20 protein-coding genes are annotated in these 24,771 nt (G+C 72.1%); 10 read left to right on the top strand and 10 right to left on the bottom strand.

Features of this window, described 5'->3' with window-relative positions; genetic code table 11:
* Positions 1-177 precede the first annotated feature (177 nt).
* The 6 genes from AB0M11_RS34020 (at position 178) to AB0M11_RS33995 (ending at position 7,136) form a co-directional block, all read left to right on the top strand.
* Entirely contained in the window at positions 178-642 is a 465-nt protein-coding gene (locus tag AB0M11_RS34020; RefSeq protein ID WP_365711991.1) for an NUDIX hydrolase, read from the top strand.
* Positions 643-886: 244 nt separating this feature from the next.
* The gene (locus AB0M11_RS34015) at positions 887-2,683 is read left to right on the top strand and encodes a TIGR03767 family metallophosphoesterase (RefSeq protein WP_365711990.1); all 1,797 of its coding nucleotides are present in this window, start codon (positions 887-889) and stop codon (positions 2,681-2,683) included.
* 94 nt (positions 2,684-2,777) lie between these two features.
* Complete coding sequence (locus AB0M11_RS34010) at positions 2,778-3,935, top strand: serine hydrolase domain-containing protein (RefSeq protein WP_365711989.1); 1,158 nt, start codon at positions 2,778-2,780, stop codon at positions 3,933-3,935.
* A 120-nt stretch (positions 3,936-4,055) separates the two neighbouring features.
* Positions 4,056-4,472 (top strand): YciI family protein, encoded by a 417-nt coding sequence (locus AB0M11_RS34005; RefSeq protein WP_365711988.1) that lies wholly within the window; start codon positions 4,056-4,058, stop codon positions 4,470-4,472.
* Positions 4,472-5,620: a DUF6596 domain-containing protein gene (locus AB0M11_RS34000; RefSeq protein ID WP_365711986.1), complete on the top strand. Its 1,149-nt coding sequence runs from the start codon at positions 4,472-4,474 to the stop codon at positions 5,618-5,620. The genes AB0M11_RS34005 and AB0M11_RS34000 overlap by 1 nt, the downstream gene beginning before the upstream one ends.
* A gap of 310 nt (positions 5,621-5,930) precedes the next feature.
* A complete protein-coding gene (locus tag AB0M11_RS33995) occupies positions 5,931-7,136 on the top strand; it encodes a glycosyltransferase (RefSeq protein ID WP_365711997.1) in 1,206 nt (401 codons plus the stop codon).
* Between the two features lie 87 nt (positions 7,137-7,223).
* Here the strand turns inward: AB0M11_RS33995 and AB0M11_RS33990 are convergent, their stop codons facing one another.
* Positions 7,224-8,273 carry a hypothetical protein gene (locus AB0M11_RS33990; RefSeq protein WP_365711984.1) on the bottom strand — a complete coding sequence of 350 codons (1,050 nt, stop codon included), beginning with the start codon at positions 8,271-8,273 and terminating at the stop codon, positions 7,224-7,226.
* Between the two features lie 207 nt (positions 8,274-8,480).
* Complete coding sequence (pepN, locus tag AB0M11_RS33985) at positions 8,481-11,066, bottom strand: aminopeptidase N (protein ID WP_365711983.1); 2,586 nt, start codon at positions 11,064-11,066, stop codon at positions 8,481-8,483.
* Between the two features lie 149 nt (positions 11,067-11,215).
* Between pepN and AB0M11_RS33980 the strand changes: the two genes are divergently transcribed.
* Positions 11,216-11,878 carry a DsbA family protein gene (locus AB0M11_RS33980; protein ID WP_365711982.1) on the top strand — a complete coding sequence of 221 codons (663 nt, stop codon included), beginning with the start codon at positions 11,216-11,218 and terminating at the stop codon, positions 11,876-11,878.
* A gap of 180 nt (positions 11,879-12,058) precedes the next feature.
* Here the strand turns inward: AB0M11_RS33980 and AB0M11_RS33975 are convergent, their stop codons facing one another.
* The 6 genes from AB0M11_RS33975 to AB0M11_RS33950 all read right to left on the bottom strand — a co-directional run bounded on the left by AB0M11_RS33975 (position 12,059) and on the right by AB0M11_RS33950 (position 18,331).
* A complete protein-coding gene (locus tag AB0M11_RS33975; protein ID WP_365711981.1) occupies positions 12,059-12,949 on the bottom strand; it encodes a TauD/TfdA family dioxygenase in 891 nt (296 codons plus the stop codon).
* A gap of 29 nt (positions 12,950-12,978) precedes the next feature.
* Complete coding sequence (locus AB0M11_RS33970; protein ID WP_365711980.1) at positions 12,979-14,322, bottom strand: LLM class flavin-dependent oxidoreductase; 1,344 nt, start codon at positions 14,320-14,322, stop codon at positions 12,979-12,981.
* Positions 14,319-15,032: an ABC transporter ATP-binding protein gene (locus AB0M11_RS33965; RefSeq protein WP_365711979.1), complete on the bottom strand. Its 714-nt coding sequence runs from the start codon at positions 15,030-15,032 to the stop codon at positions 14,319-14,321. The genes AB0M11_RS33970 and AB0M11_RS33965 overlap by 4 nt, the downstream gene beginning before the upstream one ends.
* Positions 15,008-15,850 carry an ABC transporter permease gene (locus tag AB0M11_RS33960; RefSeq protein WP_365711978.1) on the bottom strand — a complete coding sequence of 281 codons (843 nt, stop codon included), beginning with the start codon at positions 15,848-15,850 and terminating at the stop codon, positions 15,008-15,010. Before AB0M11_RS33960 ends, AB0M11_RS33965 begins: the two co-directional genes overlap by 25 nt.
* Positions 15,847-16,914 (bottom strand): ABC transporter substrate-binding protein, encoded by a 1,068-nt coding sequence (locus AB0M11_RS33955; protein ID WP_365711977.1) that lies wholly within the window; start codon positions 16,912-16,914, stop codon positions 15,847-15,849. The genes AB0M11_RS33960 and AB0M11_RS33955 overlap by 4 nt, the downstream gene beginning before the upstream one ends.
* A gap of 205 nt (positions 16,915-17,119) precedes the next feature.
* Positions 17,120-18,331 carry an ROK family transcriptional regulator gene (locus AB0M11_RS33950; protein WP_365711976.1) on the bottom strand — a complete coding sequence of 404 codons (1,212 nt, stop codon included), beginning with the start codon at positions 18,329-18,331 and terminating at the stop codon, positions 17,120-17,122.
* A gap of 437 nt (positions 18,332-18,768) precedes the next feature.
* On the opposite strand from AB0M11_RS33950, the gene AB0M11_RS33945 reads away from it, so the two are divergent.
* Positions 18,769-19,353 carry a biotin transporter BioY gene (locus AB0M11_RS33945; protein WP_365711975.1) on the top strand — a complete coding sequence of 195 codons (585 nt, stop codon included), beginning with the start codon at positions 18,769-18,771 and terminating at the stop codon, positions 19,351-19,353.
* Between the two features lie 65 nt (positions 19,354-19,418).
* On the opposite strand, the gene AB0M11_RS33940 is transcribed toward AB0M11_RS33945, so the two are convergent.
* Positions 19,419-20,156: a hypothetical protein gene (locus AB0M11_RS33940; protein ID WP_365711974.1), complete on the bottom strand. Its 738-nt coding sequence runs from the start codon at positions 20,154-20,156 to the stop codon at positions 19,419-19,421.
* A 267-nt stretch (positions 20,157-20,423) separates the two neighbouring features.
* Here AB0M11_RS33940 and AB0M11_RS33935 point away from each other — a divergent pair, with 267 nt between their 5' ends.
* Entirely contained in the window at positions 20,424-22,154 is a 1,731-nt protein-coding gene (locus AB0M11_RS33935; protein ID WP_365711973.1) for a protein kinase, read from the top strand.
* A 3-nt stretch (positions 22,155-22,157) separates the two neighbouring features.
* On the opposite strand, the gene AB0M11_RS33930 is transcribed toward AB0M11_RS33935, so the two are convergent.
* Positions 22,158-23,591, bottom strand: a complete 1,434-nt coding sequence (locus AB0M11_RS33930) for an amino acid permease (RefSeq protein WP_365711972.1) — start codon at positions 23,589-23,591, stop codon at positions 22,158-22,160.
* 216 nt (positions 23,592-23,807) lie between these two features.
* Between AB0M11_RS33930 and AB0M11_RS33925 the strand changes: the two genes are divergently transcribed.
* Positions 23,808-24,302 (top strand): ribose-5-phosphate isomerase, encoded by a 495-nt coding sequence (locus tag AB0M11_RS33925; protein ID WP_365711971.1) that lies wholly within the window; start codon positions 23,808-23,810, stop codon positions 24,300-24,302.
* The last annotated feature ends 469 nt before the right edge of the window (positions 24,303-24,771 follow it).

Genomic DNA, 24,771 nt, shown 5'->3' with positions numbered 1-24,771 from the left:
CGCCGGGGCCCACAAGAGGGCCCACCGGGGCCCACCGGGGTCCACCGAAAGCCCACCGGCGCCCATCCAAGGCTCACCGGGACGCCCCGCCGGCAGAACCCCGGTCCCGCGCGGGAAACCGGTGGCCGGCGCGGGAAACCAGTGGCCGGCGCGGGCTCCACGCCCTACCGTGCCGACGTGCGCGAGAAGCTCAGGGTGGCGGCCTACGCCGTGTGCGTCCGTGACGGTCAGATCCTGCTCGCCCGGTCACCGGCCGACGACGGCACCCCCGAGTGGGTCCTGCCCGGCGGCGGCATGGAGCACGGCGAGGACCCCTACGACACGGTCCGCCGTGAACTCATGGAGGAGACCGGCTACCGCATCGAGGTGACCGGGCTGCTGGGCATCGACTCGAACCGCCTCCGCTTCCCCCGCGCGGGCCTGCGGCGCCCCGCCACCGACCACCACGGGGTGCGGATCATCTACACCGGCGAGATCATCGGCGGCGAGCTCAGGAACGAGGTCGACGGCTCCACCGACATGGCCGCCTGGCACGACCTGGACGCCGTGCCGTCGTTGCGGCGCATCCGGCTGATCGACGTCGCCCTGCGGCTGTGGCGGGAACGGCCGGCCGCGGGACGGTTTGCACAAGAGCAGTCGTAAGCGCCGAAGACCCTCCCCTACCCCGCCAGATGAACGCCGAGTAGCCGGACCCCGGACACCCGCGATCCGCTCCATGACCGGTCCCCACCTCACCTGATCCACGTACGGTGATCGGCGCTGCGCGTTGCCGCCGCGTTCACGCACAGGTCATCCCCGGTGCCAACGATCCACAGTGAGCGGGAAGTTCGCGGAAGCGATCGCCCGCGACCACTGCCGACGCGTTCGTACTCGGGGAGATCGCGCCATGTCGCGCATACGCTCTGTCGCCACCTCCGCGGCCCACAAGGGCCGCGAGGCACTGGAGATCAACCGCCGTACCGTGCTCGCCGCCGCCGGAGCCGTCTCGCTCTCCGCAGGCGTCGGTTACGCCCTGCGTCCCACCGACAGTGAGGCCGCCCCCGCCCCCGCCCCCGCCGCGGCCGCGGCCGCGGAGCCGCAACCGGTCGCCGAGGGCCGCAGGGCCCCCGCGGCCCCCCTCGCGCCGTACACCAAGGGCACCACCCTCTCCTCCGTCGCCGCGCCCCGGAACAGCTCCGGCTACCGGCGCCTGGGCGACGGCACCGGCTGGGCGCGCGTGCTCCGCTCCGACCTGGCCGCCGCCAAGTCCGGGCGGGTCGGCCGCCGCACCGCGCTCGCCGCGTTCGTGCAGTTCACCGACCTGCACCTGATGGATGTCCAGCACCCGCTGCGCCTGGAGTACCTGCGGGCCCACGACCCGCACGCCTGGCGCCCGCACGAGGCGCTCACCGTGCCCGGCGCCGTCTCGCTCGTCGAGCGCGTCAACGCGCTGCGCGGTGCCCCGGTCACCGGCTCGCCGCTGCACTTCGTGATGACGACCGGCGACAACACCGACAACAACGCCCACTCCGAACTGGAGTGGTTCATGAAGGTGATGAGCGGCGGCCGCATCACCCCCAACACCGGTGACCCCAAGCACTACGAGGGCGTCCAGAACAGCGGCCTCCAGCTGTACTGGCAGGCTTCCTCGACCGTGCGCGACCACGACAAGGCGCTCGGCTTCCCGCACCTGGCCGGATTCCTGGCCGCCGCGATCCGCGAGGTGCAAAGCCCCGGCCTCAACCTCCCCTGGTACTCCACGGTCGGCAACCACGACTCCCTGCCGCTCGGCTGCTTCGGCTCGCACGCCGACCCCTACCTCGCCGCGGCCGCGATCGGCGGCAAGAAACTGATGACGGTGACCGACGCCGAGGCGAAGAAGCTCCAGGACTCCATCCGCACCGCCAAGGACCCCAAGGGCAGCGGCTACCGCGACTTCCTCAAGGCGCACGCCCGGTCGGCGCGCTCGGTCACCGCGGACCAGAAACGCGCCCCCTACACGGTGGCGGACTACCTCAAGGCCCACCTGGACCCGGCCTACCAGGGCCTCGGCCCGGTCGGCCACGGCTACTCGACGGCCAACGTGGCCGCGGGCACCCAGTACTACGCCTTCCGTATCTCCGACGACGTCATCGGCATCAGCCTCGACACGACGGACGCGGGCGGCCACTACGACGGATCGATCGGAACGGCCCAGCTGGCCTGGCTGGAGAAGACCCTGAAGGAGAACAAGGACTCCTACGCGGTCGTCTTCAGCCACCACACCAGCCAGACGATGACCAACACCCGCCCCGACCCGGCCCATCCGAGCGACGGCCGCCACACCGGCGCCGAACTGGTCACCCTGCTCAACCGCCACGCGGGCGTGCTGGCCTGGGTCAACGGCCACATCCACCGCAACCTCATCACCCCGCACAAGGCCTCGAACGGCAACGCCTTCTGGGAGATCACCACCGCCTCGCACGTCGACCACCCGCAGCTCGCCCGGGTCGTGGAGCTGGCGGACAACAAGGACGGCACGATCTCCCTGTTCACCACCCTGATCGAGTCCGCCGCCCCGCACCGCACCGACTTCTCCGACCTCTCCCAGACCGGCCTCGCCGCCCTCTACCGCGAACTGGCCTTCAACGCACCCGGTTCCAGCAAGGTCCTCGGCGGCAGCACGACGGACCGGAACACGGAGCTGATCCTGAAGAAGGGCTGACAGTCGCTCAACCGTCGCTCAGTGAGGCAACCTCACCGAGCACGACGCGGTCCCCTCCCCCGACCGAGTACGGCAACTCAGTTGGGGGACAGACATGACCGTACGTACGACGCTGGTGGCGGCGACCGCACTGGCCCTGTCCGCGGCGCTCGCGGGACCGGCCCTGGCGGCACCGGCCGGCCCGGCGCCGACGGCCTCCGCAGACGGCCACCAGGCCACCCGCGAGGCGCTCCGGGCCGCGGTCGCGGCCGGCGTCCCCGGGGCCACGGCCACCGCCCGGGACACCCACGGCACCTGGTCGGCGACGGCCGGGACCGGCGACACCCGGACCGGCGCGCCGCGGTCCCCGTCCGACCACTACCGGGTCGGCAGCATCACCAAGACCTTCGTGGCCACCGTCCTCCTCCAGCTGGAGGCCGAGGGCCGGCTCTCCCTCGACGACACGGTGGACAGGTGGCTGCCGGGCGTGGTGAGCGGCAACGGCAACGACGGCCGCCGCATCACCGTCCGCCAGCTCCTCAACCACACCAGCGGCGTCTTCAGCTACACGGCGGACCCCGACTTCGGCCGCACGTACTTCCTGAAGGACGGCTTCTTCCGGCACCGCTACGACACGCTGACGCCCGCCGGGCTGGTGGCCGTCGCGATGAAGCACCGGCCGGTCTTCGCACCGGGCACCGGCTGGGACTACTCCAACACCAACTACGTGCTCGCCGGGATGGTGATCAAAGCGGTGACCGGGCACTCCTACGCCAGGGAGATCACCGACCGGGTGATCGGGCCGCTCCACCTGAGCGGCACCTCCCTGCCCGGCACCCGCACCACCCTCCCGCGCCCGAGCGGCCGCGCCTACTCCAAGCTCGCCGAGACGACGACGGGCCCCACCTACGACGTCACCGCCCTCAACCCCTCCATGGCCTCCTCCGCCGGCGAGATGATCTCCACCTCCGCCGACCTGACCCGCTTCTACCGGGCCCTCCTGCGCGGCCGGCTGCTCCCTGCGCACCAGCTCAAGGAGATGAAGACCACCGTCCCCGTCCCCGGTGACCCGAACAGCGCGTACGGCCTCGGCCTGATCGACGTGACCCTCCCCTGCGGCGTCCACGTCTGGGGCCACGACGGCGGCATCCACGGCTCCTCGTCCCTCGCGGCCACCACCCCCGACGGCCGGCACGCCCTGGCCCTCAACTTCAACGCCGACTGGACGGGCGACAAGGACGCCGTGGTCCGGGCGGAGTTCTGCGGGGGCTGAGCCGCCGCCGCACGAGTCCGGAAAAAAATTTTCGGAGGCGATGTCGAGAACCCGCGGCCGGCTCCGTCCCCGGGGTGAAGGCGGCCACAATGGGTCGCATCGGCACCGAGGAGAACCACGATGGCCAAGTACCTGCTCCTGAAGCACTACCGCGGCGCCCCGGCCCCGGCGAACAACGTGCCCATGGACCAGTGGACGCCCGAGGAGATCTCGGCCCACATCCAGTACATGAACGACTTCGCGGCCAGGCTGGAGAAGACCGGCGAGTTCGTGGACGGCCAGGCCCTCGCACCGGAGGGAATGTGGGTCCGGTACGACGGCGAGGGGCGCCCGCCGGTCACCGACGGGCCGTTCGCCGAGACCAAGGACCTCATCGCCGGCTGGATGGTGATCGACGTCGACAGCCGGGAGCGCGCCGTCGAGCTGGCCGGGGAACTGTCGGCCGCCCCCGGGGCGGGCGGCAGGCCGATCCACGAGTGGCTGGAGGTGCGCCCGTTCCTGGCCGCCCCGCCCACCGTCACGGACTCCTGCCACTGATGGACGAGGCCCTGGTCAGGAGCCTCACCCCGAGCGTGCTCACCGTCCTCGTCCGCCGCGGAGCCGACTTCGCGGCGGCCGAGGACGCGGTGCAGGAGGCGCTGGTCGAGGCGGTCCGCGGCTGGCCCTCCGACCCGCCGCGGGACCCGAAGGGCTGGCTGGTCACCGTGGCCTGGCGGAAGTTCCTCGACCAGACCCGCGCGGACAGAGCACGCCGCCGCCGTGAGGACCGCGTCGACGAGGAACCGGCTCCCGGACCCGCGCCCGCCGTGGACGACACCCTCCAGCTCTACTTCCTGTGCGCGCACCCCTCGCTCACCCCGTCCTCCGCCGTGGCCCTCACCCTGCGCGCGGTCGGCGGCCTCACCACCCGGCAGATCGCCCGTGCCTACCTGGTGCCCGAGGCGACCATGGCGCAGCGGATTACTCGGGCCAAGCGGGCCGTGGCGGGGGTGAGGTTCGACCAGCCCGGTGACGTCGCCACCGTGCTGCGCGTCCTCTACCTGGTCTTCAACGAGGGCTACTCCGGTGACGTCGACCTCGCCGCCGAGGCCGTCCGGCTCACCCGGCAGCTCGCGGCCCGGATCGACCACCCCGAGGCGGCCGGGCTGCTCGCCCTGATGCTGCTCCACCACGCCCGGCGGGCCGCCCGGACCGCGGCCGACGGCAGCCTGGTCCCGCTCGCGGAGCAGGACCGCGGCCGCTGGGACACCCGCCTGATCGCCGAGGGCGTCCGGATCCTCCAGGCGGCCCTCGCCCGCGACCGCCTCGGCGAGTTCCAGGCCCAGGCCGCCATCGCCGCCCTGCACGCGGACGCACCCACCGCCGCGGAGACCGACTGGGTGCAGATCGTCGAGTGGTACGACGAGCTCGCCCGGCTGACCGGCAGCAGCCCGGTCGTCCGGCTCAACCGCGCGGTCGCCGTCGGTGAGGCGGACGGCCCCCGCGCCGGCCTCGCCGCGCTCGCCGAGCTGGACGACACCCTGCCCCGGCACACCGCGGTCGCCGCCTACCTGCACGAACGCGACGGCGACCGGGCGACGGCGGCCCGGCTGTACGCCGAGGCGGCCCGCAAGGCGCCGAACCTCGCCGAACGCGATCATCTGATCCGCCGGGCCGCGCGTCTGAACACGCACCGCGCCAGGTGACATCGTCGCGCGTCCGGGCGTCCGGCTTGCCGATTCTTTGCCGTCGGCGGCACGTGTCCGGAGGGTGGCAGGGAGTCGGCAGCCCTTGCTGAACCGCAGGTCAGCGCGGTGGCGGTGAGGGAAGCGGAACGATGTCGGCGACCGGGGGCGAGGCACGTGCCCTGTAAACGCAGCCGACTCCGGGACGAGACACTCCGTTCATCCGAATGAAACGTCCGTACCGCCTCATATCGGCTAACCCGCGGATCCCGGGGATGGCTCGATATGGTGCAAGGCTGGTGGTCGTGTGAGCGCTCGGCTCGGACTTCGTGTGCTCTCGGTCTACGAGGGTTTTTTCTCCGGGGGAGCCCGGATCGTGCACAGCGATGTGCTGCTGGGCCTGGTGGAGGGCGGACAGCAGTGGCATCGGGTGCTGAGTCTGCACGGTGAGGTCCACCGAGAAGCCACCACCCAGCGCATGGAGGACGACGCCTGCTACCGGGCCCTCACGGCCGGCGGCATCGAGGTCACCTCCCTCGGCCGCACCGCCGGCCTCGTCGACGGCACCGTCGCCGCGTCGGTTTTCAGCGGGCCCGAGCTGGCCGACACGGCGCGGGCCATGGCCGGCGCCGACGTCATCCTGTCGCTGAAGGAGCAGCCGCTCGCGCTGCTCAACCAGGCGGGGCTGCCCCGCCGTCCGGTCGTGGTCTGCCTGCACCGGTCCGACCCCGAGAACCAGGGCCCGGCGCTGGACGAACTGAAGGCCGCCATCGCGGACGGCACCGTCGTGGCGTGCGTGTGCTGCGCCGAGTCCACCCGGGACGCGTACGAGGCCGCCGGGATCCCCGGTGAGCTGCTGCACGTCATCCCGAACGGCGTCGACCTGCTCCGCTTCCGGCCGGACGCGGCGGTGCGGCTCGCCTTCCGGGAGTCCCTCGGCATCTCCGCCGACGCCCCCGTGGTCGTGTTCGCCGCCCGGTACGCCGGCATGAAGAACGTGCCGCTGTTCCTGCGGGCGGCCAAGGCGTGGCTGGCCCGCGAGGGCGGCGGCCACGTCGTCCTGTGCGGGGCCGGGATGACCGAGGACAACCCCGCCCTCTGGGCCGACATCGAGGTCGCTTTCGGCGCCGACCGGGCCGCCCTCGGCGACCGGATGCACCTGCTCGGGGTACGGCACGACATGGAGACCGTCTACGCCGGCTCCGACGTCGTCGCCCTCACCTCCGCCTCCGGCGAGGCGGCCCCGCTCTGCCTGATCGAGGGCATGATGTGCGGCGCCGTGCCGGTCACGACGGACGTCGGCGACAGCGCGTCGATCGTCGAGGGCCACGGGTTCGTGACGCCCTTCGACCCCGACGCCATCGCCTTCGCCTGGTCGGCGGCGGTCGCCGACCGGGAGCTCTTCGCTCCCGCGCTGGCGGCGAGCCGTGAGCGGTTCAGCCGGACCCGGATGATCGCCGCCTACGCCGACCTGCTGGCCCACGTCGTCGGCGACGACGTGCGCGACGGACTGCGCCCCGGAGTCACCGGGCAGTAGCCCTGGCCGGCCCACACGAGGAGAGGCCGCCGGTTCCCCTCCGAACCGGCGGCCTCCTCGGCCTGGACGCCCCTTCGGGCGCGCTGCTCAGCGAGGCAGCACCACCACGTACGCCGCCGGGTCCCGGTCCTCGGCCGCCATCAGGGCCGTGCGGACCACCGCGGCCTGCTGCTCCATGGCGTCGCGGAGCTTCCTCGGGGTGAGGTGGACGACCGTGATGCCGAGGCGTTCCAGGTGCTCCCGCTTGCGGGCGTACTCCGACCACAGGGCGTCGTCCTCCTGCCGGTGGCCCTGGCGCGGTGCGCGCGTGTCGAGTTCCAGGGCGACGCCGTGCTCCGGCCAGTAGGCGTCCAGGCCGCCCAGGTGGGGTCCGCCCGGCAGCCTCAGGTCCACGTTCCAGACCGGGTTCGGCAGGCCGTACTCGCGGACCATCCGGTACAGGCGGTTCTCCGCGATGGCCCGGCCCTCGGCGACCAGCGAGTCCACGGCGTCCACCACGTGCGGGCGGGAGAGCAGCTTGGCCTGGGTCAACTCCCGCACCACCGCCGCCGGTTCGCAGTGGCCGCCGCGCACCGCCTCGGTCAGCAGCCGCCGTACCGCCTCCGCGTCGGTGAGGTCCGCCACCGCGTCCGCGAGGGCGCGCGGGACCGGGGCGACCGGGAGGCCGGTCACCTGCCGGGGGGTGGGCAGGGCCGGGGTGCGCAGCACCCGGACGTAGGAGGTGGAGCGCAGCCGGCGCAGCCGCGGGACCAGGACGTCCACGTGGTCCAGGGAGGGCAGCGGCGGGGTCGCGGAGAAGCCGTGCAGGGTCAGTGCCGCCAGGCCCGTGATCACCGCGTCCGCGTAGACCGGGCGGTGCGGGGAGTCCGGGGTGGGCTGCGCCGGGACGCCCGGGGCCGGCTCGCGCGCCGTGAACAGCAGGGCGCCGTGCAGGCGTTCCTCGCTGGTCGGCGCACCGGGGTGGAGCAGGACCACGCCCGGGAGCAGTTGCTGCCAGGGGCCGCCCGGCCGGCACTGCTCGGCGATCTCGGTGGCCGGGACGCCGTGCGAGCGGAGCTGGGCCGTCGTCAGCACCCGGCGGTGGACGTCGGACAGGTGGCGCAGGGGGCGGGGGGAGAGCGGGGTGTTGTGGGTCATGGCCTCGGAATTCCCGGGGCCGGCCGGGTCCTTAACCGCTGTTACGTGTTCGTCGAGAAATGCGGACAACACGGGACTAAAGGACGAGTGTTCGGATGCCGAGTAGGCACCGGAAACCCCTGGTCCGGACGGGTGGGGACCAGGGGTTACGGCCATGATTGACTGAATTGCGTAACGGTCACGCGGAGAGCGACCTATGGCCAAAGGTTAGTGGGTGGCGGCCGCCGCGGCCCGCGCGTCGCACTCCTGTCCGCGCAGCGTCCGCGCCAGGTCGTCCCGGGCCTCCAGGACCAGCCGGCGCAGCGCCGGGGGCGCGTCGGCGTGCGCGGCCAGCCACGCGTCCGTCGCCTCCAGGGTCTCGGGGCGGTCCTGGAGGGAGGGGTACAGCCCGCGGACCACGTCCATGCCGATCTGGATCGACCGGTCCTCCCAGATCCCCGCGATGACCTCGAAGTACTTCTCGGCGTACGGCGCCAGCAGCTCCCGCTGCGACGACTGGGCGAAGCCCGCGATGGTCGCCTCCACCAGCGCGTTGGACAGCGCCTGCGACTGAACGACCTGCGCCCACGCCTGCGCCTTCACCGCCGCCGACGGACGGGCGGCCAGACAGCGCACCTGGTGGCGCTTGCCGGACGCCGTGTCGTCCCGGGCCAGTTCGGCCGCGAGGACGGACTCGTCGGCGGCGCCGTGCGCGGCGAGCGGTTCGAGGAACGCCCAGCGCAGTTCCTGGTCGACGTCCAGGCCGTCGATCGTGGTCGTACCGTCCAGCAGTTCCCGCAGCAGCCCGAGGTCGGCGTCGGACTCCGCCGTCGACGCGAAGAACCGCGCCCACGCCAGCTGGTGCTCGCTGCCCGGCGCCGCCTGCCGCAGCTCCCGCAGGGCGCCCTCGGCGAGCAGCCGCCCGGCCGCCTCCCGCGCCGCCGGCGCCACGTAGTGCACCAGCGCCGACTCCGCCCAGGCCTGCAGCATCTGGAGCACGCCGATGTCCGACTCGCCGCTCGCGAACCGCAGCACCAGGTCGACGAAGTCCCGGGCCGGCAGCAGCGCGTCCCGGGTCAGGTTCCACAGCGCCGACCAGCACAGGGCGCGGGCCAGCGGGTCGGTGAGCGAGCCGAGGTGGCCGCGCAGGGTCGCCAGGGACGTCTCGTCGAACCGGATCTTGCAGTAGGTGAGGTCGTCGTCGTTGACCAGGACCAGCTCCGGCGCCTCGGCGCCGGCCAGCTCCGTGATCACCGTGCGCGGGCCGTCGACGTCCGCCTCGGCCCGCGCGTACCGCACCAGCTCGCCGTCCTGGAGCCGGTACAGGCCGATCGCGACCCGGTGCGGGCGCAGCTCGGGGTGCGACTCCGCGGCCTCCTGCACCACGGCCAGCTCGCCGATCCGGCCGTCCGCGTCCAGCAGCACCTGCGGGGTCAGCGAGTTCACCCCCGCCGTCTGCAGCCACTTCCCGGCCCAGGCGGCCATGTCCCGGCCGCTGGTCTCCTCCAGGACCGACAGCAGGTCGCCCAGGCGCGTGTTGCCGTACGCGTTGCGCTTGAAGTAGCGGCGGGCGCCCTCCAGGAACGCGTCCTGGCCGACGTACGCCACCAGCTGCTTGAGGACCGAGGCGCCCTTGGCGTAGGTGATGCCGTCGAAGTTGAGCTTGGCGTCCTGGAGGTCGCGGATGTCGGCCGTGATCGGGTGCGTGGAGGGCAGCTGGTCGGCGCGGTACGCCCAGGCCTTGCGGCGGTTGGCGAAGGTGGTCCAGGCGTTCTCGAACCGGGTCGCGCCGACGTTGGCGAACGTGCCCATGAAGTCCGCGAAGGACTCCTTCAGCCACAGGTCGTCCCACCACACCATGGTGACCAGGTCGCCGAACCACATGTGCGCCATCTCGTGCAGGATCACGTTGGCGCGCGCCTCGTACGACGCCTGCGTGACCTTGCCCCGGAAGATGTACTCCTCCCGGAAGGTCACCAGGCCCGGGTTCTCCATCGCGCCGAGGTTGTACTCGGGCACGAACGCCTGGTCGTACTTGCCGAACGGGTACGGGTAGTCGAAGTGGTCGTGGAAGAAGTCCAGGCCCTGCTTGGTGATCAGGAAGACGTCGTCCGCGTCGAAGTAGGGGGCGAGGCCCTTGCGGCACATCGCGCCGAGCGGGATCTGCAGCGTCGAGCCGTCCGGCAGCGCGCGGGAGTAGGAGTCCGTCACGTAGTGGTAGGGCCCGGCCACCACGCACGTGATGTACGTCGAGATCGGCTTCGTCTCCGCGAACCGCCAGACGCCGTCGGTGAGTTCACCCACGCCGTTGCTCCACACCGTCCACTCCTCGGGCGCCCGCACCTCGAAGCGGAACGGCGCCTTGAGGTCCGGCTGCTCGAAATTGGCGAAGACCCGGCGGGAGTCGGCCGGCTCGTACTGCGTGTAGAGGTAGACCTCGCCGTCCTCGGGGTCGACGAAGCGGTGCAGGCCCTCGCCGGTGCGGGAGTAGGCGCACCGGGCGTCCACCACCAGCTCGTTCTCCGCGGCCAGGTCCTCCAGGGCGATCCGGGCGCCGTCGAAGACCTCGCCGGGGTCGAGGTCCTTGCCGTTCAGGGTCACGGCCGTGACGCTCGGGGCGATCAGGTCGGCGAAGGTCGACGCGCCCGGCTCGTTGCAGCGGAAGCGGATCGTGGTCACCGAGCGGAAGGTGCGCGGCTCGCCCTGGCCCTCCTCGACGGCGGACCGCACGTCCAGCGACACGTCGTACCCGTCGACGGACAGCAGGGCGGCCCGCTCCCGGGCCTCGTCACGGGACAGATTCTCACCGGGCACGGGCGGCACTCCTTCGGGTCGGTACGCGTCGTTGTCGGTACGCCGGAACAGCACCGATCCTCCCACGTGCCCCTGACGGCGGGCATCCGGGAATGGGGTGGCCGGTGCCGGTGTTTCCGCTGGAAAAGGACCGTATTCCAAGGAGAACCATGTCCGAGACCGTGACCAGCTCCGGCAAGACCCCCGTCGACTTCTGGTTCGACCCGCTGTGCCCGTGGGCCTGGATGACCTCCCGGTGGGTCCTGGAGGTGGAGAAGGTCCGCGACATCGAGGTCCGCTGGCACATCATGAGCCTCGCGGTCCTCAACGAGCCCAAGCTCGACGAGCTGCCCGAGGAGTACCGCGAGCTGCTGGAGACCAAGGCGTGGAAGCCGATCCGGGTGGTCACCGCCGCCTGGCAGAAGCACGGCTCCGACATCCTCGGCCCGCTCTACACCGCGCTCGGCACCCGCATCCACAACAACGGCGAGGGCCCGACCGTGGAGGCCGTCGCGGGCGCGCTGGCGGACGTCGGCCTGCCCGCCGACCTGATCGACTACGCCGACCAGGAGGACTTCGAGTTCGACGCCCAGCTGCGCGCCTCCCACAAGGAGGGCATCGAGAAGGTCGGCCAGGACGTCGGCACCCCGGTCATCGCGGTCCCCGGCCCCGACGGCGAGCAGATCGCCTTCTTCGGCCCGGTCGTCACCCCCGCCCCCAAGGGCGAGGAGGCGGCCCGCCTGTGGGACGGCACCCTCGCGGTCGCCTCCGTCCCCGGCTTCTACGAGATCAAGCGGACCCGCACCAAGGGCCCCGACTTCAGCAACCTGTAGAGCGCACCACGGTCCCGCACGGGCAGCCCCCGCGAGTCACGTCCTCGCGGGGGCTGCCCCTCGTCCGCCTGCCCCGGGGTCGGCAACAACACGTCGGACGGGGCAAGGGGCGAGGCCCCCACGTGTCGCACGTGGGAGCCTCGCGGGGCAACGGTCGCGGCGCGTCTCGACGCGCCGTGGTCACTCGGCCACGGACGTGTAGTGCGAGGCGTCGCCCTCGATCGAGTAGCTCTCCTTGCCCTCGATGCCGACCGGGATGTCACCAGCGACGGTGACCCGGTTGAGGCGGCGCGGCAGGCCGTCGTAGTTGTCGATCGCGTAGTGCTGGGTGATGCGGTTGTCGAACAGGACGAGCTGGTTCGGGGACCAGCGGTGGCGCAGGATGTTCTCGGGGCGGGTGACGTACGCCTGGAGCAGGTCGAGGATCCGGCGGGACTCGTCCTTCGACAGGCCCACGATCCGCTGGGCGAACCCGCCGATGAACAGGCCGCGTTCACCGGTCAGCGGGTGCACCCGGACCACCGGGTGGACCGTGCGGAACCTGATCGACGTGAACTGGGCCCGCTGGGCGGCCTTCTCCTCGTCGATCTCCTCGTCCGGCACCGCGTAGTCGTAGTCGTTGGTGTGCTCCGCCCACAGCGTGTCGGCCAGCGCCCGCAGCGGCTCCGGGAGCTGCCGGTAGGCGGCGGCCGAGCTGGTGATCAGGGTCTCGCCGCCGTACGGGGGAACGGTGATGGAGCGCAGGGTGCTGGCCTGGGGCGGGTTCAGGACGAACGTCACGTCGGTGTGCCAGTGGTTGGCCCGGCCGCGCTCGCTGTCGACGGGCAGCACGTTCGGGGCGCCGTCCACGGCGGGCACCGTCGGGTGGGCGGTGGTGAGGTCGCCGAAGTGCCGGGCGAAGGCCTCCTGGCCCGCGTCGTCGAGGCGGACGTCGTCGAAGACCAGGGCCTTGTGGACGTTCAGGGCCTCGCGGATCGCGGTGACCTGCTCCTCGTCGAGCGGCTTGGCGATGTCCACGCCCAGGACCTGGGCGCCGATGTGCGCGGTGACCTTGCGGATCTCGATGGACATGAGGGGTGTCCTTTCTCGTTCTCGGGACGTCAGGCGGTGGCGAGTGCGGGAGTGACGTACTGGTTGGCGGGGCGGGGCAGGCCGTAGCGCTCCCGCAGGGTGTGGGGGCGGCCCTCGTACGCGGTGCGCAGCAGGCCGCGGGCGCGCAGGATCGGCACGACGTGGTCGACGAAGGTCTCCAGACCCGAGGGGAGCACCGGCGGCATGATGTTGAAGCCGTCCGCGGCGCCCTGGGTGAACCAGGTCTCGATCGCGTCGGCGACCTGCTCGGGCGTCCCGGTGAAGGTCAGGTGCCCGCGGCCGCCGCCGAGCCGGCCGATCAGCTGCCGCACGGTGAGCCGCTCGCGGCGGGCGAGTGCGACGACCAGCGTGTAGCGGCTCTTGGCGCCCTCGATGGCGTCCTCGGGCGGCAGCTCGGCGGGGAGTTCCGCGTCCAGCTCCAGGGTGCCGGTGGGGAGATGGAGCAGCCGTTCCAGGTTGGTCACACCGTGCCGGTGGACGATGTGGTCCTCCAGGAGCTGCTCCTGCGCCCGCGCCTCGGTCTCGGTCGAGCCGATGACGGGGACGATGCCCGGCAGCACCTTGATGTGGTCGGGGTCCCGGCCGGCCGCGGCCGTGCGCGCCTTCAGGTCGGCGTAGAACGCCCGCGCCTCCTCGACGGTCTGCTGCGCGGTGAACACGGCCTCCGCGTACCGGGCCGCGAACGCCTTGCCGTCCTCGCTCGACCCGGCCTGCACCAGCAGCGGGTAGCCCTGCGGGCTGCGCGGCACGTTGAGGGCGCCCTCGACACGGAAGTACCGGCCCCGGTGCCGGGGCGGGTGGATCCTGGCGTCGTCGCCCCACACGCCGGCCGCCTTGTCGGCGAGGATCGCGTCGTCCTCCCAGCTGTCCCAGAGCTTCAGGGCCACGTCGAGGAACTCGGCGGCCCGCGCGTACCGCTCGGCGTGCGCGGGCTCCTCGTCGACGCCGAAGTTGCGGGCCGCCTCCGCCCCGGCCGTGGTGACGATGTTCCAGCCCGCCCGGCCCCCGCTGATGATGTCCAGCGAGGCGAACTTGCGGGCCAGGTTGTAGGGGGAGTTGTAGGAGGTGGAGGCGGTGGCGATCAGGCCGATGTGCTCGGTGGCCGTCGCCAGCGCGGTGAGCAGCGTCAGCGGCTCCAGCGCCCCGGCCGGCCGCTGCGCGACACTGCCCCACAGGTGCGGCCCGTCGGCCAGGAAGAGCGAGTCGAACGTCCCCCGCTCGGCGGTCCGGGCGAGCCCGACGTAGTGCGCGAGGTCGACGTGCGCGTAGGGGTCACTCTCCGGGAGACGCCAGGAGGCCTCGTGGTGACCGGTGTTCATGAGGAAGGCGTTGAGGTGGAGTCGGCGGGTCATGCGGGGTCCTCCGTGACACCGAGGGCAGCGAGCAGGCGGGTGCGGTACTCGTCCCGTGGGCGGTTGTGATCGATGGTCAGGTCGACGCCGATCCGGCCCTTCTCCAGGACCAGGACCCGGTCGGCGAGGACGATCGCCTCGTCGACGTCGTGGGTGACGAGCAGCACGGTCGGGCGGTGCCGCTTCCACAGCTCGCGCAGCAGGTGGTGCATCCTGATCCGGGTGAGCGCGTCCAGCGCCCCGAACGGCTCGTCGGCGAGGAGCAGTTCGGGTTCGCGGACCAGGGAGCGGGCGAGCGCGGCGCGCTGCGCCTCGCCGCCGGACAGCTCGCCCGGCCAGGCCCGTTCGCGGCCGGCGAGCCCGACCTCGGTCAGCGCCGCACGGCCCCGCTCGTGGGCGTCCTTGCCGTCCAGCCCCAGCACCACGTTGTCCAGCACCCGGCGCCAGGGCAGCAGCCGGGAGTCCTGGAAGACCACCGACACCCGTTCCGGTGCGGTGAGTTCCCCGCTGCCGACGACCCCGTGGTCGAGTCCGGCGGCGGCCCGCAGCAGCGTGCTCTTGCCGGATCCGCTGTGCCCGAGCAGGGCGGTGAACTGCCCGGCGGGAAGGTCGAGATCGATGCCGTCGAGGACCGTGCGGTCCCCGAACGACCGGGTCAGGCCCCGGAGCCGGACGGCGGGGCGGGTCAGCTGCTCAGTGTGCGGCGCCACGACAGCACCCTCCGTTCGATCAGGCGGACCACGGTGTCGGAGACCAGGCCGAAGACGCCGTAGATCAGCAGACCGACGAGGATGATGTCGCTGCGCCCGTAGTTCTGGGCCTGGAACATCATGTAGCCGAGGCCGCTGGTGGCGTTGATCTGCTCCAGGACGACCAGGCCGAGCCAGGAGCCGGTGACGCCGAGCCGGAGCCCCACGAAGAATCCGGGCAGCGCGCCGGGGATCACGATCTCCCGGACGAACCGGAGCCGCGACAGGTCCAGCACCTCGGCGAGTTCCACGTACCGGCTGTCGATGGCGGACAGCGCGGCGTGCGTGTTCAGGTACACCGGGATGTAGACGACGATCGCGATAATGGCGATCTTGAAGGTCTCGCCGATGCCCAGCCAGAGGATGAACAGCGGGATCAGGCCGAGGGTCGGGATCGCCCGGTTGATCTGCACGGTCCCGTCGATCAGCGCCTCGCCGGTGCGGCTGAGCCCGGAGGCCAGGGCCAGCAGCACCCCGGCGGTCAGACCGATGGCGAACCCGTACCCGGCCCGCTCCACCGAGGTCAGGATGTCGGTGCGCAGCGTCCCGGCGGTCCACAGGCGGACGGCGGTGTCCAGGACGGTCCAGGGCGCCGGGACCGCGCCGGGGTCGAGCCGCCCGGCGGCGGAGGCGATCGCCCAGGCGGCGAGCACGAGGAGCGGACCGGCGAGCCGGGCGGCGGGCAGCCGGCGGCCGGGGGAGAGCCGGCGGCGCGGCCGGACCCGGTGCGCCTCCTGAGCCACGGTGACCGGCACGGTGCCGGTGGTCACGGCGGTCACTTCCGGTACTCCGCCGGTACGGCCTTCGCGGCGAGGGACTCGAAGCGGTGGTCGAAGAGCGAGGAGACGTCGGTCTTCTTCACGAACCCGCCCTCCGCCAGCAGGTCGGCGGTCTCCTGCTCCCACTTGACCGCCTCGTCCCAGCTCGGCGGGAACAGCGGCTTGTTGGCGAGCTTCGTGATGCCCTGGGCCTGCGCGAGGGTCAGGTTCTGGGTCTTGACGTAGAACTCCTCGTTCCAGGTGTCCGGGTGCTCCCACTGCCAGACCAGACCCTTGGCCCACTCCGGTATGTACGCGGCGATCGCGGCGGCCTTGGCCTTGTCGTTCAGCACCGCCTGCGGCGCCCACAGCAGGTTGAGCAGGTCGACGACGTCGGTGGTGATCAGGTGCGCGCCCTTGGCGCCGTACTGCTGGAAGTAGGCGGGCGCCTGGGTGTTGGCGAGCGGGGCCACGTCCACCTGGCCGGACTGCAGGGCGGTGAGGAACTGGTTGCTGGTCAGCGGGACCAGCTTCACGTCGTCGTAGGCGAGCCCGGCCTCCTTGAGCGCCCGCAGCAGCACGACCCCTTGGGCCTGCCCCTGCGAGAAGGCGAGCTTCCGGCCCTTGAACCCGGCGACCGAGCGGATGTCGCTGCCGGGCTTGGTGGCGAACAGGTAGTTCGGCTTGCGGGTGATGTTGATCGCCACGATCTTCGCGGCGAACCCCTGGAACTGCGCCTGGATCGGCGGGATTCCCGCGTTGTTGGCGAGGTCCAGGGACTTGGCCCGGAACGCGTTGATGACATCGGGGCCGGCTCCGATGTTGACCCAGCTCGACACCGTGAACGGCAGCGCGGGCAGCTTCGCCAGCTTGAACTGCAACTGCTGGACGCCCTGATAGGAGGCGATCTTCAGGCTGGTGCCGGCCGGGACCTCGTCGGCCAGCGGAGCGGTCGAGGCGCCCGCGGTGTCGGCGGCGGCGCTGCCGCCCGCGCAGCCGCCCAGCCCGGCCACGGCCGCCGAGGCGCCGAGCAGCGAGGTCAGGAAGAGCCGGCGGTCGAGGCCGGGGGAGGACGCAGAAGGCATGGGAGTGCTCCGGGGAGAAAAGCAGCCGCAAGGCAGCTGAAAGGCAGGGCGAATTCCCGGCGACGGAAGGCCGGCGGAAGAGATCTCACGCAGAGGGAAATGCGCGCCCGAGGCGCGTCAAGACGTCAGCAACAGAGGGTGCGACAGGTCATGAAAGGATGTTCCTTGCCGTGTGCGAAGGCTGTCAACATTCCGAGTTTCTGAATTAAATAAGCTCTGGTGACGGCGCCGGAGTCACGGCACCCGAGGCGCTCAACGGGTCCCGGTACAGCACGTCGAGGACCACCGAACCGCCCGCCACCGCCAGCACCGAGTCCCGGAAACTGGTCGGCGCGACCACGGCCGCCCGCTCCGCGCCCACCGCCTCCCGCAGCGCGCCGAGGCAGTCCTCCCGGTAGAGCACGCCGACCTCGGTGACCACGACGCTCTCCGGGTTGAGCACGTCGAGGAGCAGCCCCGCCGCGCGCCCGGTCATCCGGGACCGGTCCACCACGAGCCGTACCGCCACCGGGTCGCCGGCCCGCGCGGCCGCGAGCACGTCCATCGGGTTGGCCCCCGCGACGACCCCGGCCGCCCGCGCCCGCCGCACCAGCGTCCGTTCGCCCAGCTCGGCCTGGAGGCAGCCGACCCGTCCGCAGTCACAGGGCTCGGTGCTCCCCGGCACCGGGAGGTGCGCGATCATCCCGGCCTGCGAGCGCGGGCCGTGGTGCACCTCGTCGCCGGTGGCGAAGGCCGCGTCCACCACGTTGCCGACGAACAGGTGGAGCACGCTCCGGCTGCCCCGGGCCCGGCCGAACAGCCGCTCCCCGTTGACCAGCGCCCGCGCGTGCCCGTCCACGTGGACCGGCAGCCCGGTGTGCGCGCCGAGCAGCTCGCGCACCGGCACCTCGCGCCAGCCCAGCAGGGGGTGCTCGACGACGGTCCCGGAGTCCCGGTCCACCCAGCCGCCGACGGCGACGCCGACGCCCAGCGGCCGGCCGCCGGGCACCTCGTCGAGCAGCGCGGCGAGTCCCGCGGCGGCCCGCGCCAGCACCGCGCGCGGGTCGGTGGAGCGGTGCTTCAGCTCCCGCCGTACGACGACCCGGCCGCGCAGGTCCAGCAGGGCGACCGTGGTGTACGGCACGGCGATGTGCACGCCGCCCACCACGAACCGCGAGTCGTCCAGGTCGACCGGCACGTGCGGCCGGCCCACGCCCTTGGCGCGCCGGGGTGTGTCGGACTCCCGGATCAGGCCGAGTTCGGTGAACCGGGCGCAGTAGTCGGTGACGGAGGCGGGGGACAGCCCGGTCAGCCGGGCGATGGTGGACCGGGCGACCGGTCCGTGCTCCAGCACCGAGCGGAGTACCACACTGGCGCTGGTCCGCCGCCGGTCACGGGGCGCGGAGGAGGTGAGCGGGGGTGCCGCGGTACGGGGCATGGGAAACCGTCCTCGGGAACGGGGGCCGACACGTCTCGGACGTCGAGGCGCGCCGGACCGGTCTCCCGCCGCGCTGCCTCAGGGCGTACGGCGACAGGTGGCAGCCCCCTGGCGCCGCAGGTCGACATAGCGACGCGACGTGAGGTTCAGGGACTGGGCGACCATGTCCGAGAGGGTAGGCCAGAAACCTTGAATCCCACCAGACCACTGGGATTCGATTGGGGGATCTCCACAGGCTCGTTCAACGCCGTTGACGTGACGGAAACATCTCTGCCTCCGTGATCGGCGTCACCCCGTACCGGGTGTAACCCGCATCCTTTGTGGGGAGCCCACCACGTGCCGCTTCCGGCCTTTGTCGATCGCTGACGTGTCCGGCTCAGACCGGCCGGGATAGCGTCACGATGTCCGTGCCCGCCCACCCCACCCGCGGAGTCCCCATGAGCACCGCCACCGCCGCCGCGCCGACCCGCCCCGGCACCGTCCTCGCCGACCTCCTGCCCGCGTCCCGGGTGCGCGACGCGGCCCTCGTGCTCGGTGGCGCCGCGCTCACCGGCCTCGCCGCGCAGCTCGCCGTCCCGGTGCCCGGCTCCCCGGTCCCGGTGACCGGCCAGACCTTCGCGGCCCTGCTCGTCGGCACCGCCCTCGGCGCCCGGCGCGGCCTGCTCTCCCTCACCCTGTACGCGCTGGCCGGCCTCGCGGGCGTGCCCTGGTTCGCGAGCGGCACCTCCGGCGTCTCCGTCTCCTTCGGTTACATCCTCGGGATGATGCTCGCCTCCGCCGTCGTCGGCGCCCTGGCCCGGCGCGGCGCCGACCGCGGTGTGCTGCGCATGGCCGGCACGATGCTGCTCGGCGAGGCGGTCATCTACGCGATCGGCGTGCCGTACCTGGCCTACGCCGCGGACCTGTCCGCGTCCGCGGCGATCGCGGCCGGCCTCACCCCGTTCCTGATCGGCGACGCCGTGAAGGCGGCCCTGGCGATGGGCGCGGTGCCCGCGGCCTGGAAGCTCGTCGGCAAGCGCTGACCCGGCCCGACCGCAGCGGGGCCCGGGGTGCGTCGGCACCCCGCGCCCCGCTGTCGTGCCGGGCGCTACGACGGCCGCCGCGGCCGCCGCTGCGACCACCGCACCCCCGCCGCCCCGGCCGCGATCAGCGCCGCGCCCACCGCGCCGAGCGGCAGCACGTCACGGCCCGCCCCGGTCTTCGGCAACTGGTCGCCGCCCGGCCCCACCGGCTGGTTGTCGGTGCCGAGCAGCAGCGGGGTGGCCGGGGCGTTCGGCGACGGGTTCGTCGTGCCGAACGGCACCGGGCCCTGCTGCCAGAACGTCTTCTTCCCGTCCGCGCTCTGCACGGGCAGGCAGATCTTCCCGGACCCGCCGAGGTCGAACGTGGCGTCCACGGCATAGGACGCCGACCTGCCCGCGCCGAGCGGGCCCACGGGACAGCTGAAGGCACTGTTCGAACCGGCCGGCCGGTCCTTCGCGGCGACGGCGTCGCACCCCCGCACGGCGTTGACCTTCAGACCACCGAAACCGACCACCAGCAACCGGATGCCGTCGCTGCGCCTGGTCCCCCCGTTCTTGACGGTGGCGGTGATCGCCGTCTTCCCCGAACTGTTGTCGACCGAGATCTTCGCGGGCAGCGTGGTCGTCAGCCGCACACCCGCCGGTGCCCGGTCGACCGCCTTTCCCCCTTTTCCGCTTCCGCCGGCCGGTCCCTGGTCGTCGGCGGCGGCCGTGCACGGCAGGACCAGCGCGGCGGAAAAGGCTGCCGCGACCAGCGACCCGGTGACCGCGGTGAACCGCCGGGCCCTACGACGAGAACTCATGTTCGCCCCCCTTGCAACCCCCTGGACCGCGCCTGAATTCGCGGTCACTTGAAGAGGTACCACAAGATTTCCCCGCACTATGCTGGTAAGGCCGTAAGTGTGACCATTGGGTGCCGGCAGGGGCGGTCGTTGAGGGGGTGCGGCGAATTGCCGGGGAATGCGGATGACTCAGCGAAATCAGCGAAATCAGCGAATTCAGGGAATTCAGTTGATGCGGAGAGCCGGGGGAGTCCCGGTGATTCGGGGAATCCGGGGAATCCGGAGAACGTGGGGCAGGGCGGGGTGTCCGGGCTGCTGGTGACCGGCCGCTACCGGCTGGCCGAGAGCATCGGGCAGGGCGGAATGGGGCGGGTGTGGCGGGCCGCCGACGAGATGCTCGACCGGCAGGTAGCCGTCAAGGAGATGCGGATCGACGGCCTCGACGCGGAGGACACCCGCACCCGCCGCGAACGCACCCTGCGCGAGGCCAGGGCCACCGCCCGGATCGACCACCCCAACGTCGTCCGGGTCTACGACGTCGTCGACGAGGGCGAACGCCTGTGGATCGTCATGGAGCTGGTGAACGGCCGCTCCCTGGAGTGGATCATGGCCGAGGAGGGGCCGCTGAGCCCCCGCGCGGCCGCCCGGATCGGCCTCGGCCTGGTGGCGGCACTGCGCCAGGTGCACGCCGGGGGAGTGCTGCACCGCGACATCAAACCCGGGAACGTGCTCGTCGAGAACACCGCCGGCCGGGTCGTCCTGACCGACTTCGGCATCGCCGCGATCCAGGACGCCAAGGCGCTCACCATGGTCGGCATGCTCGTCGGCTCTCCCGACTACATGGCGCCCGAGCGCGTCTCCGGCCGCCCGCAGGGGCCGCCGTCCGACCTCTGGTCACTCGGCGCGACCCTGTGCGCGGCCCTCGGCGGCCGCTCTCCCTTCGCCCGCGACACCACCCTGGCCACCCTGCACGCCGTCCTCTACGAGCAACCCGAACTCCCGGCCACGGCAGGTCCGTTGCACGGCCTTCTGGCAGCCCTCCTGGAGAAGGAACCGGCCGCACGCCCCGGCCTGGAGGAGGTGGAACGGCACCTGCGCCCGGTGGCCCACCCGGCCCCCGTCGAACGCCGCACCCCCACCTGCCTGCCACACCCACCGACACCGCGGGACGCACCGACACCGCAGGACGCACCGCCGACGCAGGTGCGCACAGCCCGGTCGTTCGGCGCGCCGACGGGGGCAGCCTCGGAACCCCGCTCCAAGACCCCGTCGGGCAGTCCGACGGGCCCGACACTCCCCGGCCGTCCTCAGACGGGTCCCCCCTTGCGACGCCCCGAGCTGAAGCGCCCCGAAAGGGGCGCGGGGAACGGCGCGACCAGCCACGACGCACCCGCAGCGCCCCACCCCCGCAAGGCCCCCCGACCCACAACTCTCCTCGCCGTACTGGGAATCGCCGCCGTGACCACCGCCCTCGCCGTCCTCCTCACCACCACGACAGGCGGCGGCGACAAGGACACAGCGACCGGCACCTCACCAACCCCCTCGGCCACCACGGACCCCTCGGCCACCGTGGCGGGCACGGCCCGCCCCCGCTCCTTCCCGCCCGGCACCCACGAGGAGGCCGGCGGCTACGCATGGGCACCCCCCACCGGCTGGCGCCGGGACGTGAAGACGGGCGCCGAGGTCCACTACACCTCCCCCGACGGCCGCCAGGAAATCGTCGCCAAGTCCTCCCTCGCCCGCGGCGACCTCCTGGACACCTGGACCGCCTCCGAACGCAGCGCCCACCAGGGCCAGGACTACACCAAGCTCCGGCTCGCCGGGACGACCTTCCGCGGCCACCCGGCGGTGCTCTGGGAGTACACCTTCACCCTCCGGGGCACCCCCTGGCACGCACGGCTGCTGGGCTTCGACGCCGGCGGCAAGTCGTACCAGATCAACACCTGGTACCAGCCGGCGGTCGAAGCCCAGGCCGTACGGACGTACGAGAGGGTGAAGGACAGCTTCACCCCGCTGTGAGGATCAGCCGACGGACACCCGGTCGGCGGGCTCCGCGACCGCCTCGTCCGCACGGCCGCCGGCCACCTTCTGCTTCACCACGGCGACCACGACCACCACCGCCGCGACCAGCAGCGAGAGCAGCACCGTCGTACGACCGCTGCTCTCGCCCTCCGTGTCGGTCAGCATGTACCCCAGCACGAAGACGATCAGACCGGCCGTCGCCCAGGTCAGGTACGGGTACAGCCACATCTTCACGACGAGCTTCTCCGGCGCCTCGGCCTGGATGATCTTCCGCATGCGCAGCTGCGAGAAGCAGATGACCAGCCAGACGAACAGGGCCACCGCGCCGCTGGAGTTGACGAGGAAGAGGAAGACGGAGTCCGGGAACTTGTAGTTGAAGAAGACGGCGACGAACCCGAACAGCACGGACGCGACGATCGCGGTCATCGGCACCCCGCGCGCGGTGGTCCGCGCGAACGCCTTCGGGGCGTCGCCCCGCTGCCCGAGCGAGAAGGCCATCCGGGAGGCCGTGTACAGGCCGGAGTTGAGACAGGACAGCACGGACGTCAGCACGATGACGTTCATGATCTGACCGGCGTGCGCGATGCCGAGGGAGTCGAGGGCGGCCACGTAGGAGCCCTTCTCCTTGATGGACGGGTCGTTCCACGGCAGCAGCGAGACGACGATGAGGATCGAGCCGAGGTAGAAGACGCCGATCCGCCAGATGATGCTGTTGGTGGACTTGGTGACCGCGCGCTGCGGGTCCTCGGACTCGCCGGCGGCCAGGGTGGCGATCTCGCTGCCCATGAAGGAGAAGACGACGAGCAGGACGCCGGTGAGGATGGCGCCGGGCCCGTGCGGCAGGAAACCGCCGTGGCCGGTGAGGTTGGAGAAGCTCGCCCAGTCGTCGTGCACACCGGGCAGCACGCCCAGCACCGCCAGCAGGCCGACGACGATGAACGCGCCGATCGCGACGACCTTGATGCCGGCGAACCAGAACTCGAACTCGCCGTAGGAGCCGACGGAGACCAGGTTGGTGGCGGTGAGCACCGTCATCACGATGAGCGCCCAGCCCCACTGCGGTACGGCCGGGACCCAGCCTTGGAGGATCGTGGCGCCGGCGGTGGCCTCGACCGCCAGCACCACCACCCAGAAGAACCAGTACAGCCAGCCGATGGAGAACCCGGCCCAGCGGCCGAGCGCGCGGTCCGCGTGCGCGGAGAACGATCCGGAGGTCGGGTTGGCGGCGGACATCTCTCCGAGCATCCGCATCACCAGCACCACGAGCGTGCCGACGAGCGCGTACGACAACAGGATGCCGGGACCTGCGGTGGCGATTCCGGTACTGGAACCGACGAAGAGGCCGGCGCCGATGACGCCGCCGATGGCGATCATCGACAGATGGCGGTTCTTGAGTCCTGCTTGGAGACCGTCCTGGGGACCGGTGCCAGTCATGGGGGGAATCCTTTGCGCCGGGTGAGCGGGCTCTCGTACGAGCGGCGTACGAGTCGGTCCAGTGAAACGGAGGTGGACCGATTCCTGAACCTTTGAATCCAGATCGTTACTTGAGGTTTTCCTGAGGTTCTGTAGTTTCGCTCACAATTTCCGGGAGTCCTTGCGCTCTGCGGCCCCGCCCCTGCCGCGTCTTCCCGCTCATGTCACACTCATCCCATGCGCGTGTATCTCGGCTCCGACCATGCGGGCTTCGAACTCAAGAACCACCTCGTCGAATGGCTGAAGGCGGCGGGCCACGACGCCGTGGACTGCGGTCCCCACATCTACGACGCGGACGACGACTACCCGCCCTTCTGCCTCCGCGCGGCCGAGCGGACGGCGGCGGACCCCGGCTCCCTCGGGATCGTGATCGGCGGCTCCGGCAACGGTGAGCAGATCGCCGCGAACAAGGTGAAGGGCGTGCGGGCGGCGCTCGCCTGGAGCGAGGAGACGGCGTCGCTCGGCCGACAGCACAACAACGCGAACGTCGTCGCGGTGGGCGCGCGCATGCACACGCAGGACGAGGCGACCAAGTTCGTCGAGACCTTCCTGAACACGCCGTTCTCCGAGGGCGAGCGGCACATCCGCCGCATCGACATGCTCACGGCGTACGAGACGACGGGCGACCTCCCGCCGATCCCGGCGCACCACCCCTCCGGGGACGACCAGTAGCCGACGACCGACAGCCAACGGCCAACCGACCCAGCGCCCGCCCACGGCCCCACGGCGACTGATCCCGCAGCCCCTCCCCGGTCCTCGGCTGGGGGTGTCCTTCCGGTTTTCGGCTGGGGGTGCCTCTCCGGTTTTCGGCTGGGGGTGTCCTTCCGGTTTTCGGCCGGGGGCGCCTCCCCGGTCTTCGGCTCGGGTGCCCTCCCAGTCTTCGGCCCGGGTGCTCCCCGGCCTTCGGCCCGGTGCTCCCCGGCCTTCGGCCCGGGGGTGGTGCCCCCCAGCGCCCCTACGGCGACGCGCGTGGGGGGATCTCTCAGTGCCCCTACGCGCGCTGACCGAGGGGGCGGGCCGTGCCCGCGTGGCGGAGCCGCGCAATCCGCTACGGCGTCCCGCTCCCTGCGGGGCGGCGCCGCAGGCGGGCCCGCTCGACGTTCACCTGTCCACTGACCGAGTCGGGTGGGTGGGTGGGAAA

The sequence above is a fragment of the Streptomyces sp. NPDC051987 genome, from assembly GCF_040680735.1.
Taxonomy (GTDB): Bacteria; Actinomycetota; Actinomycetes; order Streptomycetales; family Streptomycetaceae; genus Streptomyces.
Note: the sequence above shows the minus strand (reverse complement) of the source record. Positions and strands in the feature narration are given on the sequence as shown.